The 14,748-nt window shown below is 39.7% G+C and carries 15 protein-coding genes; 13 read left to right on the top strand and 2 right to left on the bottom strand.

Annotated features, from left to right (window positions below; all coding sequences use genetic code 11):
- The first annotated feature begins 96 nt into the window (after window positions 1-96).
- From D7Z94_RS09245 to D7Z94_RS09270, 6 genes are all read left to right on the top strand, one after another.
- Window positions 97-783 carry a 3-keto-disaccharide hydrolase gene (locus D7Z94_RS09245; protein WP_120711276.1) on the top strand — a complete coding sequence of 229 codons (687 nt, stop codon included), beginning with the start codon at window positions 97-99 and terminating at the stop codon, window positions 781-783.
- Window positions 783-2,114, top strand: a complete 1,332-nt coding sequence (locus D7Z94_RS09250; protein ID WP_245967171.1) for a Gfo/Idh/MocA family protein — start codon at window positions 783-785, stop codon at window positions 2,112-2,114. Before D7Z94_RS09245 ends, D7Z94_RS09250 begins: the two co-directional genes overlap by 1 nt.
- A 5-nt stretch (window positions 2,115-2,119) precedes the next feature.
- Window positions 2,120-2,884, top strand: coding sequence for a 3-keto-disaccharide hydrolase (locus D7Z94_RS09255; RefSeq protein WP_245967172.1), 765 nt, complete (start codon window positions 2,120-2,122; stop codon window positions 2,882-2,884).
- Between the two features lie 229 nt (window positions 2,885-3,113).
- Window positions 3,114-4,667 (top strand): vitamin K epoxide reductase family protein, encoded by a 1,554-nt coding sequence (locus tag D7Z94_RS09260; protein WP_120711277.1) that lies wholly within the window; start codon window positions 3,114-3,116, stop codon window positions 4,665-4,667.
- Window positions 4,664-5,554: a DUF6734 family protein gene (locus D7Z94_RS09265; protein ID WP_120711278.1), complete on the top strand. Its 891-nt coding sequence runs from the start codon at window positions 4,664-4,666 to the stop codon at window positions 5,552-5,554. Before D7Z94_RS09260 ends, D7Z94_RS09265 begins: the two co-directional genes overlap by 4 nt.
- Entirely contained in the window at window positions 5,551-6,177 is a 627-nt protein-coding gene (locus tag D7Z94_RS09270) for a hypothetical protein (protein WP_120711279.1), read from the top strand. Before D7Z94_RS09265 ends, D7Z94_RS09270 begins: the two co-directional genes overlap by 4 nt.
- 64 nt (window positions 6,178-6,241) lie before the next feature.
- Here the strand turns inward: D7Z94_RS09270 and D7Z94_RS09275 are convergent, their stop codons facing one another.
- Entirely contained in the window at window positions 6,242-6,397 is a 156-nt protein-coding gene (locus D7Z94_RS09275) for a TIGR04149 family rSAM-modified RiPP (protein ID WP_120711280.1), read from the bottom strand.
- Between the two features lie 245 nt (window positions 6,398-6,642).
- Here D7Z94_RS09275 and D7Z94_RS09280 point away from each other — a divergent pair, with 245 nt between their 5' ends.
- From D7Z94_RS09280 to D7Z94_RS09305, 7 genes are all read left to right on the top strand, one after another.
- Entirely contained in the window at window positions 6,643-7,566 is a 924-nt protein-coding gene (locus tag D7Z94_RS09280) for an EamA family transporter (protein WP_120711281.1), read from the top strand.
- Window positions 7,567-7,675: 109 nt separating this feature from the next.
- On the top strand, window positions 7,676-8,227 hold the full coding sequence (locus tag D7Z94_RS09285; RefSeq protein WP_120711282.1) for a DUF4251 domain-containing protein: 552 nt from the start codon (window positions 7,676-7,678) through the stop codon (window positions 8,225-8,227).
- A gap of 429 nt (window positions 8,228-8,656) precedes the next feature.
- Window positions 8,657-9,091: an SRPBCC family protein gene (locus D7Z94_RS09290; RefSeq protein ID WP_120711283.1), complete on the top strand. Its 435-nt coding sequence runs from the start codon at window positions 8,657-8,659 to the stop codon at window positions 9,089-9,091.
- A 44-nt stretch (window positions 9,092-9,135) separates the two neighbouring features.
- Window positions 9,136-9,570 (top strand): SRPBCC family protein, encoded by a 435-nt coding sequence (locus tag D7Z94_RS09295; protein ID WP_120711284.1) that lies wholly within the window; start codon window positions 9,136-9,138, stop codon window positions 9,568-9,570.
- A 196-nt stretch (window positions 9,571-9,766) separates the two neighbouring features.
- Window positions 9,767-9,931: a hypothetical protein gene (locus tag D7Z94_RS25625; RefSeq protein ID WP_158594612.1), complete on the top strand. Its 165-nt coding sequence runs from the start codon at window positions 9,767-9,769 to the stop codon at window positions 9,929-9,931.
- A gap of 50 nt (window positions 9,932-9,981) precedes the next feature.
- On the top strand, window positions 9,982-10,890 hold the full coding sequence (locus D7Z94_RS09300) for a helix-turn-helix domain-containing protein (protein ID WP_120711285.1): 909 nt from the start codon (window positions 9,982-9,984) through the stop codon (window positions 10,888-10,890).
- A gap of 101 nt (window positions 10,891-10,991) precedes the next feature.
- Window positions 10,992-12,098, top strand: a complete 1,107-nt coding sequence (locus D7Z94_RS09305) for an MBL fold metallo-hydrolase (RefSeq protein WP_120711286.1) — start codon at window positions 10,992-10,994, stop codon at window positions 12,096-12,098.
- Window positions 12,099-12,144: 46 nt separating this feature from the next.
- Here D7Z94_RS09305 and D7Z94_RS09310 read toward each other — a convergent pair whose 3' ends face one another.
- On the bottom strand, window positions 12,145-14,580 hold the full coding sequence (locus D7Z94_RS09310; RefSeq protein ID WP_120711287.1) for a TonB-dependent receptor domain-containing protein: 2,436 nt from the start codon (window positions 14,578-14,580) through the stop codon (window positions 12,145-12,147).
- Between the last annotated feature and the right edge of the window lie 168 nt (window positions 14,581-14,748).

Below are 14,748 nucleotides of genomic sequence, written 5' to 3' on the forward strand. Positions count from 1 at the left end.
AAGTCTACATGGTTTATGAAGAAAACTGTATGCAAATTGAAATAAATTTTCCAGAAAGTAATATCTTCAAAGAGAAATCCTTTTGAATCCGATGAAATGAAAAACTTTCTTATCATTTGCTGGGTCTTGTTAAGCACCCATTACGGCACATCACAAAACTCAATATCCCTTTTTAACGGAAGGGATTTAGAAGGTTGGCATATTGATATTCCGGCCATGGACAGCATTTCGGACGCTAGAAATCCATTTATAGTGCGAAATGGATTATTGGTAAGTCTTGGCACCCCTGGAGGCCATTTAATAACCGATGATGAATATGAAAACTTTTGTTTAGAGGTTGAGTACAGGTTCGCCGGAAAACCTGGAAATTGTGGGGTATTGGTTTTTGCCTCAAAACCTAGGGCTTTGTATAAAATGTTCCCAAAATCAATAGAGGTACAGATGATGCATGAGAACGCCGGAGATTTCTGGTGTATTGTAGAGGATATAAAAGTAGAGAATATGCTGGCTCGTCGTGGACCTAAAAAAGAGTGGGGTATTACAGAAGGGAAAAAACGCCGTATTTTAAACCTTACCGATGGTTCCGAAAACCCGGTTGGGGAGTGGAATTCAATGCGAATTGAATGTTTGGAAAACAAGATAAAGGTTTGGGTAAATGGGGATTTGGTCAACTACGGCTACGATGCCACGGCCAAAAGAGGGCAAATTGCACTTCAGGCCGAAGGTTCCGAAGTAGAATTTAGAAAGGTGGCATTGACTACGATCAACAAATTGAGTGAATAATGGATGAACATAAGATTATGAAGGACACATCAAAAAAAACAGGTTCGGCTTCCGACCGTAGAACTTTTTTGAAAACATCGGGACTGGCAATGGTTGGAAGTTCACTGGCTTATCCCTCAAATGTATTGGGAGCCATGGGGTCATTTCAGGAAAAAACTCTAAAAGTGGGGCTTATCGGTTGTGGCGGTCGCGGTACGGGTGCCGCGGCACAGGCCTTGCAGGCCGATGAAAATGTAATCCTCCATGCTATGGGCGATATTTTTGAAGATCGCTTGGAGACTTCCCATACCGAGCTGCTAAAGGTGGTTGGGGACAAGATGAAAGTGGAAAAAGAGAACAAGTTTATCGGTTTTGATGCCTATCAAAAAGTAATCGATTCCGGTGTGGATGTAGTGCTACTTACAACACCTCCTGCATTTAGGCCCGGGCATTTAACGGCGGCCATTGCCGCAGGCAAGCACGCTTTTTGTGAAAAACCGGTGGCAGTAGACGCCCCGGGCGTACGGGAAGTTATTGCTGCGGCCGAAAAGGCCAAAGCGAAGAACCTATCCGTTGTTTCAGGGTTCACCTATCGATTCGGCTTTGGCAATAGAGCTGCCTTTGATCAAATTCTAAATGGGGCCATAGGTGATATTAGAACCGTTACCACTTTCCGGTTTGGTGGTGAACTTTGGTACAAGGAACGCCAACCGGGTTGGACCGAAATGACCTATAATATGCGGAACTGGTATTATTACAATTGGTTATCAGGTGATTTTATTGTTGAGCAAGCTGTGCACAGCCTGGATTTGATGTCATGGGCCATGGGAGATGTAATGCCGTTAAAGGCCATCGGAACGGGGGGTAGGCAAGTGCGGACGGATAAACGTTATGGTAATATCTACGATCATTTTGCCGTGGAGTTCGAATATACCAATGGTGCCAAGGGATACCACTTTACCAGACAGCAATCGGATACGGCAACAAGGAATACCATAGATATATTTGGTACCAAAGGGACCGCAATGATCCAACCAGGTAGAAAATACCAAATTAACGGGCCAGAGGCTTGGCAGTTTGAAGGTGAGGAGAACAATATGTACCAAACGCAACATAATGAACTTTTCGAGGCCATACGAAAGGATAAACCCATTAATGACGGTAAGCGTATGGCCAACAGTAGCCTTTTGGCCATTTGGGCACGTACGGCAGGGTATACAGGAAAGGAAATCTCTTGGGAACAAGCCTATAACTCCAATGATTCTTTGGGCCCAAAATTGGAACAATACAATTGGGACTTGGTCTGGCCGAGTCCATCCATTGCCGTCCCAGGAAAAACAAAAATCCAATAATATCAATGAAGACGATACCCATGAAACCTTATTTTTTATTGAGTTTATTGGTGACAATAACCGGTATACTTATAGGCCACGCGCAAGAAAATCAGATACGCTTTGGAACAGAAAAAAAATTCGATGACCTAATTACAGGTACTAAATCGGAGGGAAATACTTTGCAGTGGGTCAATGTAAATACAGATGACGATACCTGGAGAACGGAAGATGACCTACTTATTTGTAAGGGTAAGCCTATTGGTGTTATGCGATCTGAAAAGCAGTACGAGAATTTTATCCTACAAGTGGAATGGCGACATATGGAACCGGGCGGGAATTCCGGAGTTTTTGTTTGGAGCGATGCCCTTCCTGATCCAAAATCCCGATTACCTGGCGGGGTAGAGGTACAGATGCTGGAACTGGACTGGGTAAACCTAAATACCCGTGACGGTAAAAAACCACCTATTGCCTATGTCCATGGGGAACTCTTTGGGGTTGGAGGGGTAAAGACCATACCGGACAATCCCAGAGGGGAGCGTAGCAAATCGGTAGAGAATAGGGCCAAAGGTAAAGGAGAATGGAACGCCTATACCGTGGTTTGTGTAGACGGAACCATTAAACTATCGGTCAACGGAAAATTTGTAAATGGCATTAGTAAATCTACTATCAAAAAAGGATATCTATGTTTAGAGTCTGAAGGTGCCGAAATTCATTTTAAAAACTTAAGAATCGTTGAATTGCCAACTGGGGTGACCTCTAAGAACCAGATGGCAAAAATAGTAGAGTAGGCCAACGCCCATATAAGACGTACTTTTTCCCTTAACTTCTTAAAATCCATTTCTATAAAGTATCGGATGGCTCTTAGGTATTTATACTTCATTAATATTCTTTATTTTTTGTGAGTAAAATCTTATAATATTTATTATTTTTATCTTACTTGTACAATATCCCCAATACGTCTCCAAAATTGGACGATTTTATTTGGACATTTTACTGAACACTTAAAAACGGAATATCATGGACAGAACACTTTTTGATGCTTTGGTTTCCTATTTCCAGGCGGAAAAAATAAAGGTTTCACACAGCGAATTGGAACTGCAACTTTTTAGTCACCCTCATACACCTTCATTATATGCAGTGTCCGAAACTTTGAACTTTCTTAAAATAAGCAACGTAGCCGCCCAAATTGATCAAAATCAAATCAATGAACTTCCCGAACACTTCCTAGCTTTCTTGGATGACCCGGAAAAAGGGCCCTATTTCTCCCATGTAAGACAAAACGGTAGTAAGGTCTACCTCAATGGGGATAAGGCAGGCATGACCAAGGAAGAATTTGGGAAGAAATGGAATGGTATCATACTCTTGGCAGAGCAGGAAAAGAACGCTACAATTTCCAAAAGTAAATGGATAACTTGGTCGGCAATCCCATTGGTTTTGTTATTTACCGTTATCCTTTGGCCCAACTTTTATGCACTGGCCTTTTTTTTAATGGGCATGATAGGACTTTACATTTCCAATGAAATCTTTGAAACATCCCATGATAGAAGTACAAATTTTGGAAAGAAAATATGTGGTCAAAAGGAAGAGAGTGGTTGTAACAAAATACTCAAATCCCAGAATTACAATTTAGGCGCATTTTCAATAAACGATTTGTTATTTGCCTTCCTCTTATCCACAATGGGTCTTTTGCTTTTGAATGTTGGCTTTGGCGATGCCCATCTTATCGTTTACCTAGTTGCCTTGATCTTTCTGTTATCAACCATAGTAATTCAAGCTTTTGTCCTAAAGGCATGGTGTAGATTGTGTTTGTTGTCCAGTAGTATTATCATCGTTCAAGCATCACTGATTTTTGGTCGATTGTATCCCTTTAACGTAAATTTGTCCGATGGGACAGCTATCCTTGTAAAGGATGCAACGGTATTGGGGCTTCTTTTCATATTAACACTTTTGGTTACCCATAACTTTAGGAAGCTTAAATCCCAAAATTACGCGTTAGGTCTCAAACATATAGAGTTGCTCCAGTTTAAAAGATCTCCGGAGACCATAAATCGAGCGTTGGTAGATACTAAGGAATTAACCATTTCGACAGGCGCCGGGCAATTGATTTTTGGGAATTCCGAGGTTGCACCGGTAATCGTTTTGGTACTTTCTACCTCATGTGGATATTGTAAGAAGGCATTCGAAAAATTTCTTGATCTCTATCATAGAAATGGACGAGAGAATAGTTTCAAATTAGTCTTGAATCATTATGACGATACAGCATCCAAACGAAATGATGTAGCTGCTACGATGATCAACTGCTACCGAACGCGTGGGGCCGATATATTCCTAAAAATGATGGATGACTGGTTTAAACATAGAAATGCCGACCAATTCTTAATGGAGCATGTCTCCGAATTTACGGGTGAAGATTATCGGATATTGGCGGAGCATAGGGAATGGTGCAAAAAGAACGAATTGTTCCATACGCCAATTTTAATTGTCAGCAACAAAGTTATACCACACTATTACGACGCCACCTTTTTAGATGATATTTTGGAGGCCATTGATTCTGTTCAAGACCAATCATGAAGTTTGTTCAATCATTTTGGTCCAAACCCTTTTTTGATGATACTTTCAAAAACAATTGGAATTTTAGGCATCATGGAGGTTTTCCGAATCCCTTTCTATTTTACTGTGCATGGACTTACAGTTGCCTTTCCATTAAAAAATATTATCCCAACCTTCATTTGGTCACCGATGACAAGGGCTTGGAAATTTTTAAAGACACCCTAAAATTACCGTATACCTCCTTTTCGGATAGCCTAAATGATTTAGAGGATTATCATAAAGGAGCATGGGCATTGGGCAAGTTATATACCTATAGATTGCAAAAGGAACCCTTTTGTCATCTGGACGGGGACGTTTTTCTATTTGAAAAAGTGTTAGATCCGGTTCTAAAGAGTCCACTGTTTTGCCAAAGTTATGATCACGACCAATATCAATATTCGGAAATTCATCCTTATGTACATCAATATTTTGAAAACGTCCCTACTGCATTTGAAGCCGAACTTTCGGATACCATTAAATATGTGAATGTAGGTATCATTGGTGGTAGTGCCATTGATTTTTTTCAGGAGTACACATCAAAGGCATTTGAACTTATTGATGAAAATCAGGATAAATTGGATGATATCAATACGGGATTGTTCAATCTCTATTATGAACAATTTCTTTTGAGTAATATGCTAAGCGTCCAAAAGTTGACTTTCGCATCGCTTTATCCAAAACCGAATGATGGCAATGCTTATAATTTTGCCGCTTTTCATCATATTCCCCATAAATCCCAATACATTCATTTGATTAGTCATCTAAAAAAAACTTCCGAGTACCTGGAACAAATCGTAGCCCGTTTGAGGTTGGAATTCCCTGATTACTATGTGCGATTAAGAGATTACTGTCAAAAAAAGGCATTATGAAAACACGAAAGAATTTTTTGGACTGGGCTTTTGCACAGAATCATATTTTAGAAAATGAGGTAGACCAACCTAGATTTTATTCCATTCATGAGCAAAATTACATGTACGGGATTTTGGCAAGGATTACCAAAGGTAGTTTGGACGCTAAGGCTTTTGTGGAAGATTTCAAGGGTTTGGAAAATCAACGCTATCGTATTATGGACGAACGAACGATTAAAGAAATTGATGCCGTCTCCCAAGTAGGGATAGCAATCGATTTTTGTACCCAATCGGATGCTCAAAAAAGAGAAAGTTCTTTTTTGGTCAATCCAGATCTTACTAATTATTTAGTACAAAGCGCTTTTCTATGGAATGATATTGAAAATAAAAACCCTAAGACTATTGATGCCTATTATGCGATAATACCAACCTTTATTGATGTGGCCCCTAAGGAAATATGTTTAACGCAGTTAAGCGCATTGCTTTTGGATATAAAGGATTATAGGGAAGTTTTCACATACGCCGAGCTTTTGGAATTAGTAGCCGGAGCAATGGACTATGAAGAAAAAGAGCTAGATCGGCAGCTACTGGACTTTGTGACGGCCCAGGTTTTGTATTATCGGACGCTCTTGCCCATTACCTAAAAAAAAGTCCAAAGACTGCTATTGCAGCTTTGAACTTTATTCCATTTAAAACTTGAACGCTGTCTTAAGGGCAGCAACAGGCACCTGGATTTACATTGGCACAATAGTAAGCACCACAATAATACTCTGGATAACAGAACCAAGCTCCTCCCTTGACTTTTTTCATTTGGGATTCTTCCATTTCCTGCTTTTTAAGATTTGTTAAGCTCAACTTTTTCATGACATATAAGATTTTGTTCCCCGCTGTTTCAAACTAGAGGCTTTGGAGATGAGGCCTTTACTTCATAAATATACTATTTTTATATGTATATTCCTACAATTATAGATGTTATTACTTATTTTTTAACAATTTAAAGAAATCCATTTGAAGATTCATTTTAATCGATTTTTACTAGAACTTAACACATTCAATTATTAAAAAGTAATCCGTACTATTGTACAGAATTAGACTATAGCAGTATTCTCATGGCCCAATCCAGGCAAACTACACTTATCCTTTTGGCCTTCTTTTCAATCTATGTTATTTGGGGCTCTACCTACTTGCTCAATAAGATAGCCGTAGCCGAATTGCCGCCATTTATGCTTGCTTCGGTTCGCTTTGCTTTGGCAGGGATACTCGTATTTATCATAGCGAAATCCATGGGTATTTCATTGCGCATTACCAAAAGGCAACTTAAGAATGTAACCATTGCCGGATTCCTGTTTCTAAGTTTTGGGAATGGAGTAGTGGTGTGGGCGTTAAAATATGTCGACAGCGGGTTTGCGGCTCTGGAAATATCGGCGCAGCCTTTGGTTATTTTATTGCTCATGTGGATGCTACAAGGGAAAAAAATCCAACCCATGTCCTTGGTAGGAATCGTTTTGGGTATAATCGGTATTTATTTGCTGGTAAGCCAAAAAACTATCCTGCAACAGGAGCATTCTTTTGTGGGCATTTGCATGATATTCGCAGCGATGTTGTCTTGGGCTTATGGCAGTCTATTTGTCGGCAGGGCTGACTTCCCATCCAATTTTTTTGTGAATACGGGGTATCAGATGTTAATGGGAGGATTGTTATTGGCTATAATAAGCCTAGCGTTAGGGGAGACGTGGACTTCGCCAATGGAGTGGGGGACCCAGGTACAATTGGCAATGATCTTATTGATATTATTTGGGAGCATCATCGCCTTTACTTCCTTTAATTACTTGCTAAAAGTGGTCTCCCCGGAAAAGGTGGCTACCAATACTTATGTTAATCCTATCGTAGCTATGATTTTGGGTTGGTATATTTTAGATGAACAGATTACACTTCAATCTGTAATTGCGGCAATTGTTTTGCTAACGGGCGTTTATTTTATCAATACAAGCAAACAGAAAGTAAGGAGTCCTAATTTTTTTAGGAAAGGCTAAACCAAAACCCACAAATAATTTATCGAAAATTTAGGATTTTAAGAAAATTTTAGAATCGGATATTCCAGATTGTTAGTATCTTAAGGAGAACCTTTCAAATGTATATATCATGAAACTAAAAATAGGTATTGGGGTTTTGCTTCTTATGATCTGGGCTTGTGGAAGTTCGTCAAAAACAATGGAACCAACCGCAGAAAGCGGGAAACTGGATGAAATGATAGGCCAAAAGTCTTTTGAAATCGTTTCCGAATGGGCCATGCCCCAAATGACCAATAGCATGAACAGTATTAGTAATGCCGGTCTTTTCCCACCGGGAAGTGCAGGAAGCCGTATCACACTAATAGGGAACCCCAATTATTTGAGGGTTTTTGGGGATAGTGTTTCCGCTTATCTGCCATACTATGGGGAACGGCAAATGGGAGGGGGATACAATAGTACCACAACTGCCATAAAATTTAAAGGAATCCCTAAAGATTTCGAAATAACCAAGGACACAAAAGATCAAAGTTACGCGGTACATTTTGAAATTAATGATAAGACCGAAAACTACAACGTAAACCTAAAGCTGTTTCCAAATTTGAAGGGTAGTATAAACGTTAATAGTTCCCAACGATTTCAGATTCGCTACAGTGGCGATATTGAGGATATTGCCGAAGAATAGTCCTTCGCTTGTTTTAGCCTAGATTTACAATCTAGATGAATTTCCTCCAGTAGGTGCCAAAAATTCTAAGCCTAGGAATCCGGAAATAGTTCAATTGATTAAATCGAACTGCTGTCCAATAACAGTACAAGTGATCCGCAATGTTAACTATTTGGAAAAGGGTGGAAATTTTGCCCACAGCTCCATTCGGAGTATAACGGATAGTGCAGCCTATTTCAAACAAAATCTCAAGAAGTTTTTATAGGTATAGTATATCCAATACTACGATACCCATCTGAAAATCAAATATCTAAAGGAAAACAAAGCTTCATATTCCATGTTTAGGCAAGTTACTTTTGTTAGATTCCAAATCCTTGTGTTTATCATAGAGGATAAAATATTTGAATTTTGTCCAATTCATAAGGGCCAATTCGTCTTAAACTAAAAAACATGACCTATTCCATAAAACATCTGTTCCATATTGATGCTCCGAGACAAAATGTATTCAATGCTATAGCTACCATAGAGGGGCTATCCAATTGGTGGACCGTACAGACTGAAGGCAGTTCGGGTCTGGGCAAGCATATCCAATTCGATTTTGGCGATTATAAAGGACCTAAAATGAAGGTGGTAGAACTTGTTGCTGACGAAAAAATCGTTTGGGAATGCGTGGCCAGTGATCATGGGTGGTTGGGCCATACCTTTGTTTTTTCATTGGATGAAAACGAAGGAAAGACCCGCGTCCGTTTTTCACATAATGGATGGCAAGAACAAAATGATTTCTATTCCAGTTGCTGTTTTAGTTGGGGTCGGTATATGGAAAGTTTGCGTCAATATTGCCAAACGGGAAAGGGAGAGGCCTATGGTAGTGAAGGGTATCGCTAATCCTTTGATCGTAATGTGAGGGGACTTCATTCAAAACAACTTTTATGGTAGATGTTACAACGGAAATCGTTATCCAAGTTCCTATCGAAGAAGTTTCGGTCTATGCTTCCAATCCCGAGAATGCCGCGAAATGGTATACCAATATTAAGTCAGTAGAATGGAAAACGCCCAAGCCCCTGGCACAGGGGTCTAAAATAGCCTTCAAAGCACAATTCTTGGGACGTCAATTGGCCTACATTTATGAAGTCACCGAATTTGTCCCTGGACAAAAAATGGTGATGAAAACTTCAGAAGGACCGTTTCCTATGGAGACTACATATTCATGGGAGGAAATTGGCCCAGATACTACCAAAATGACCCTACGGAACAGGGGTATTCCTTCTGGCTTTTCGAAGCTCTTTACGCCAATTATGGTCACTGCGGTGCGAAGGGCAAATAAAGCAGATTTAAAAAGGATCAAAACGCTATTGGAGGAATAATTTTCTCAACTAAATTGCTTCTTGAAAACTCTAATTAAAAGCAATCGGCCTGTACTCCAAAGACTTTCTTAGCTAAAAATACTGAGCGTAACAGAATCCGTAAAATGTATTCGTCATTCAGTAAAATGTTTCATTTTTAATGTAATTACCTGTATAATTTTGACATAACAATCCAAAGGAAATAAAACCGATGGTGATGAAAAAAGTAATTCTGATAATCGGATTGGCTTTTAAAACCATGGAATCAATAGAACCGAAAACGAGATATAGAACTGGAAAATTTGCAAAGCCCACAGTCTGGATACGCACCTACCTTGGTGACAGAATTTTTGACAAAGTAATTCTTGGTCAAACAAAATAAGAAGAATCTCGAGCCACCCCTTTGCCCATAAAATTTATTATTTTCAAGCAATGAACAACATCGTTACCATTAGTTCCATTACTCAGGCCCATCAAGTATTGGGTTTGCAACCCCCGAAGCATCCACTGGTTTCCCTGATCAACATCAAAGATTTTCCATTGGAAACTGACTTTGGGGATGTGCGGTTTATGTTGGAGCTATACATGGTATCCTTAAAGGATGGTGTTTCAGGCTCCATGGGATATGGAAGAAATTCCTATGATTTCACCAACGGTACAATGATTTTTAGCAAACCTGATCAGGTTTTATTCACGGAATCCAAGGAAGTTGAGGCGGATGCCAAAGGTTGGATGCTTTTGTTTCATCCGGACCTCATTCGAAAGTCCGAGCTTGGAGAACAAATGGATACCTATTCCTATTTTTCATATGATGTACATGAAGCATTACATTTGTCCGAAGATGAAAAATCGACCTTAACGGATTTGGTACGCCAAATTGAAATGGAGTATAATCAAAATATCGATAAGCACAGTCAGAAGTTGATGGTCTCCAATATTGGTTTGTTACTCGATTATTGTACGCGATACTACGATCGTCAGTTCTATGTACGTACAAATTTGAATCAAGATCTTATCTACAATTTCAACCATCTTTTGAAGAACTATTTTAATAGTGAAAAACCTGCGGAACTAGGCCTTCCCACAGTTCAATACTGTGGAACGCAACTCCATATGTCCCCAAACTATTTAAGCGATCTGTTAAAAAAGGAAACGGGCAAAACGGCCATGGACCATATCCATTCCTATATGATCAATAGAGCCAAAAACAAATTGTTGGGAACAACAGAATCCATAAGTGAAATTGCGTTTGACCTAGGGTTCGATTATCCCCAGCACTTTAGCAAGCTCTTCAAAAAGAAAACGGGAATGAGCCCTGCAAAATATAGAACCCTCAATTAATTAATGTTACCATAACGTATTGATGTAAAAATCAAAATATAACATATTTAAAAATACAAAATAACGCACTACTGAAAACACTCTTAAAATACCTGAAAAAGATGTTACTATTCCTAGGAATCCTAATTTCAACCCTAATTCTCGGTTATATTGCTTTTGTTAACTTGTATCCATCCTTTGGAGGAGATGTATCCCCAGCGTTACGGAAAGAATATGAAAAATCGAAAAACTTCAAAAATGGGCAGTTTGTCAACCAAAAGGACGTCCCGGAGGATTTAACCTTTATGGAAACCCTGAAGTTAGCACGGAAATTTTTCTTTACTAATGTTCCCAATGGCAGTCCTATGCAGGATATAACTGTTAAAAAGATAGATTCCACGGATATTGCCGAGTATAGGGATAACACACGTTTGATTTGGTTTGGGCATTCGGCATTTCTATTGCAAATTGACAATAAGACCGTCTTGATAGACCCCATGTTCGGAAAAGTAGCGGCACCCCATGATTGGTTGGGAACAAATCGATTTAATTCTGAAATGCCCATTGAAATTGAAAGATTACCCAAAATAGATGCGGTCCTCATTTCCCATGACCATTATGACCATTTGGATTATAATTCCATAAAAAAACTAAAGGACAAGGTAGAGATGTTTTACACACCTCTTGGGGTTGGGGTACATCTTGAAGCTTGGGGCATAGAAAAGGAGCGTATTTCCGAACTCGATTGGTGGCAAGATGTAAAATTTAAGGAATTAAAATTTATATGTACCCCGGCGCAGCATTTTTCCGGTAGAAAATTCAATAATCGCCAAAGTACGTTATGGAGTTCATGGGTAATCCAATCACATACCGAATCAATTTTTTTCAGCGGTGATAGCGGTTATGGTCCGCATTTTAAGGAAATTGGAAAGGCTTTTGGGCCGTTTGATTTTGCTATGGTAGAATGTGGCCAATACAATAAAATGTGGCCGGATATCCATATGTTTCCCGAAGAGACGGCTCAAGTAGGGATAGATTTGAATGCCAAATTGGTTATGCCCATTCACTGGGGTGCCTTTAAATTGGCCTTACATGATTGGACGGATCCTGTTGAAAGGGTGGTCAAAAAGGCCAAGGAATTGGATGTAGATTTGGTTACCCCTCAAATTGGCGAACCAATTTTCTTGGGGCATTCGGATAGTACCAACCAGTGGTGGGAAAACCAATAGTAAACCTAGAAAGATAATACGTCTTGGTGGCCATCCTTTGAAGGAGTTATAGTCTAGATTTCTCGGTATCCGCCCCGCTCCTTGTATTTGCATTTTTAACTTTTCTGTTTCCAAAAGGGTAGGTGTAACTAATTCTGTAAATTCGTGAAAAACCCGATTCAGGACTATACTTTACCTTGAATTCATCTCCAAAAGCCTCTCTGGTCAACGAACCCACTTGTGAACCAATATCAACGCTCTCAAAAATATCGGTTATGGAGAATTGCAAACTACTTCCGTTTTTAAAATCTTTCTTTATACCCGCATTGAGACTTCCAAATCCACTAATTCTTGTACTACCGTTAAAATGTTCGGAAGTGTACCAACCGGATATTTCCAAAGAGAGATTTAACGGTAATAACATGGTCTGGGTTCCATTAAAATTGTAATGCAGGTAGCTGTGTTCAATCTTTTCGTCGGTATGCAATAATTTAAATTGTCTCATCCCGGTGGCACCATTCAAATTAAGGCTCCACCAATGGTTTATTCGTATAGGTATATTGGTTTGAAAATCTATACTTCGTTGATAATCTACATTTACCGGTGCTATTACCGCAACATTACTTAAGGAATTTCTAGTTATCTGAAAACGTGCAATGGGGTTCTCCTCATTAGTCGCCAGCAAGGAAAGGCTAAAGGACTTATTGTTATAGGTTAGGCTAATGTTATCAGTTATTGCCGGGAGAAGTTGTGGGTTTCCACTAAACACCGATGTAGGTCCGTTATAAATTAGAAAAGAGGCCAAATCCGAATAATTAGGTCGCGTTATACGTTTGGTATATGCAAAATTCAATGCTGTAGTATCAGAAAATGAATGCGTAAGAAATACGGATGGAAACAGTTTACCAAAACTGCGATTTAGACTGGCATCATCAAAATCTTGATTCCAATACTCATAGCGTAGGCCTAACTGCATTTTCAGTTTTTCACTCATCGTGTAATCGGTAAGGGCATATAAAGCCCCTATTTTTTCTTCATTTTCAATAGTACTGATAAAGCGCTCATCGGAAACAAAAACCCCATCCTCTAGAATTTCGATCCGCGCATTGTTTACCGTTTTTGAAAGGGAACCTTTAAGACCGGCCTCAACAGAAAGATGTTCACCAAGCTCATAGTGTTGGTCCAATTTCAGTACCCCTACATTGATATCGGTTTCATTGAATCCGCGATTTCCTAGATTATAGATTTCATTATCGGGCTGAAAAGAATCGCCGTTCTCATCAAAATAGCTACTATTCACCACATTGGGATTCCGATTGTTATAATTGATATAATCCGCCGTGAGTGTAAACCTTTGGGTTTCGTTTCCGGTTTCAAAATAAGCAGATGTGCTAAGGTTCTTCCAGTTGCCATCCCCATTAAGATGTATTCTTGCCTCTAAAAAGGGTGTACTGCTAAAGTCATATAGGCCTCGGTTACGGGTTGCCACCAACGGACTTGAGGTGTTGTACAGTACATTTACGCCAAAATTGGAGTTTTCCGATAGTTGATAATCATAGCCCAGATTGATGTTATGGTTGCGGTCCAAACGCTGGGTAGCACTGGAAAAATTCACATACGTATCACCTCCCAAAACCGGTAATTGGGTAACGCCTATCGCCTGAAACCCGCTATATGAATCGTCATAGGAGAATGTATATGAGCCCAACAAGGTAGTCCGCTCCGACCCATAATTTAAAGAGAGACTAGTCGTTTGTTTAGGGCCTTCCCCATAGCCGGCACTAACGCCAAGATTCCCCCGTATACCGAAGGTTTCATTTTGGGCCAATACAATATTGATAATACCTGCGTTGCCATCCACATCATAGCGAGCGGAGGGATTGGTAAGCAATTCTATTTTTTCAATGGTATCGGCAGTCATCCCACTCAACATGGCCATTAAATCGGCAGTTGGAACGCGTTGTGGTTTCCCATTGATCATAATCATGACCCCGCTTCTACCGTTCAAGGAAAAACTATTGTTCCGCTGATCCAAAACCACTCCTGGTGAACGTTCCAATAACTGTAAGGCCGTGCTGCCTTTGGTGAGAATACTTTGTTGTACGTTGATGATGCTCCCTTCTTGAGTCCGTTGGATCAACTTCTTTCTTCCGGTCACAGCGACCCCTTCGAGGGTGGTAACCGCCTCATCCAATGTAATGGGAGAAAAGTGCCTCTTGAAGACAGTGCCAGAAATCTCGAAAGGTTCGGAATTCCAAGTGGTAAAGGACAAAAGGCTAATTTGGAGTATGTAATTACCACTCTGCGAAAAATCAATTTCAAAGACGCCATCCTCATCGGTAATGGCACCTGTACGCAATTCATTGTTTAAAGTGTCGATCAGTATTACATTGGCGTAAACCAATGGATTTCCCGATTCATCCAATACCGAACCCGAAATCTGTCCAATGGCCATTTGGGCATATCCCAAAAAAAGTAACAAAAGCGTTCCGCTTACTTTCATATCTTGTATTTTGGCCACAAGTAGCCAAAATCAAAAGCGCTATGAAAAAGAGAATGACCACAGGTAGCCATATATTTACCACGTGCTTTATTAGCATGGATTTTATGTTCATTTTAAATAGATAGGCCATAAAATGTCTCTTGTCAATTAAATACTACCTGATATCAA

It is taken from the genome of Ulvibacterium marinum, assembly GCF_003626755.1.
In the GTDB taxonomy this organism is placed as follows: Bacteria; Bacteroidota; Bacteroidia; order Flavobacteriales; family Flavobacteriaceae; genus Ulvibacterium; species Ulvibacterium marinum.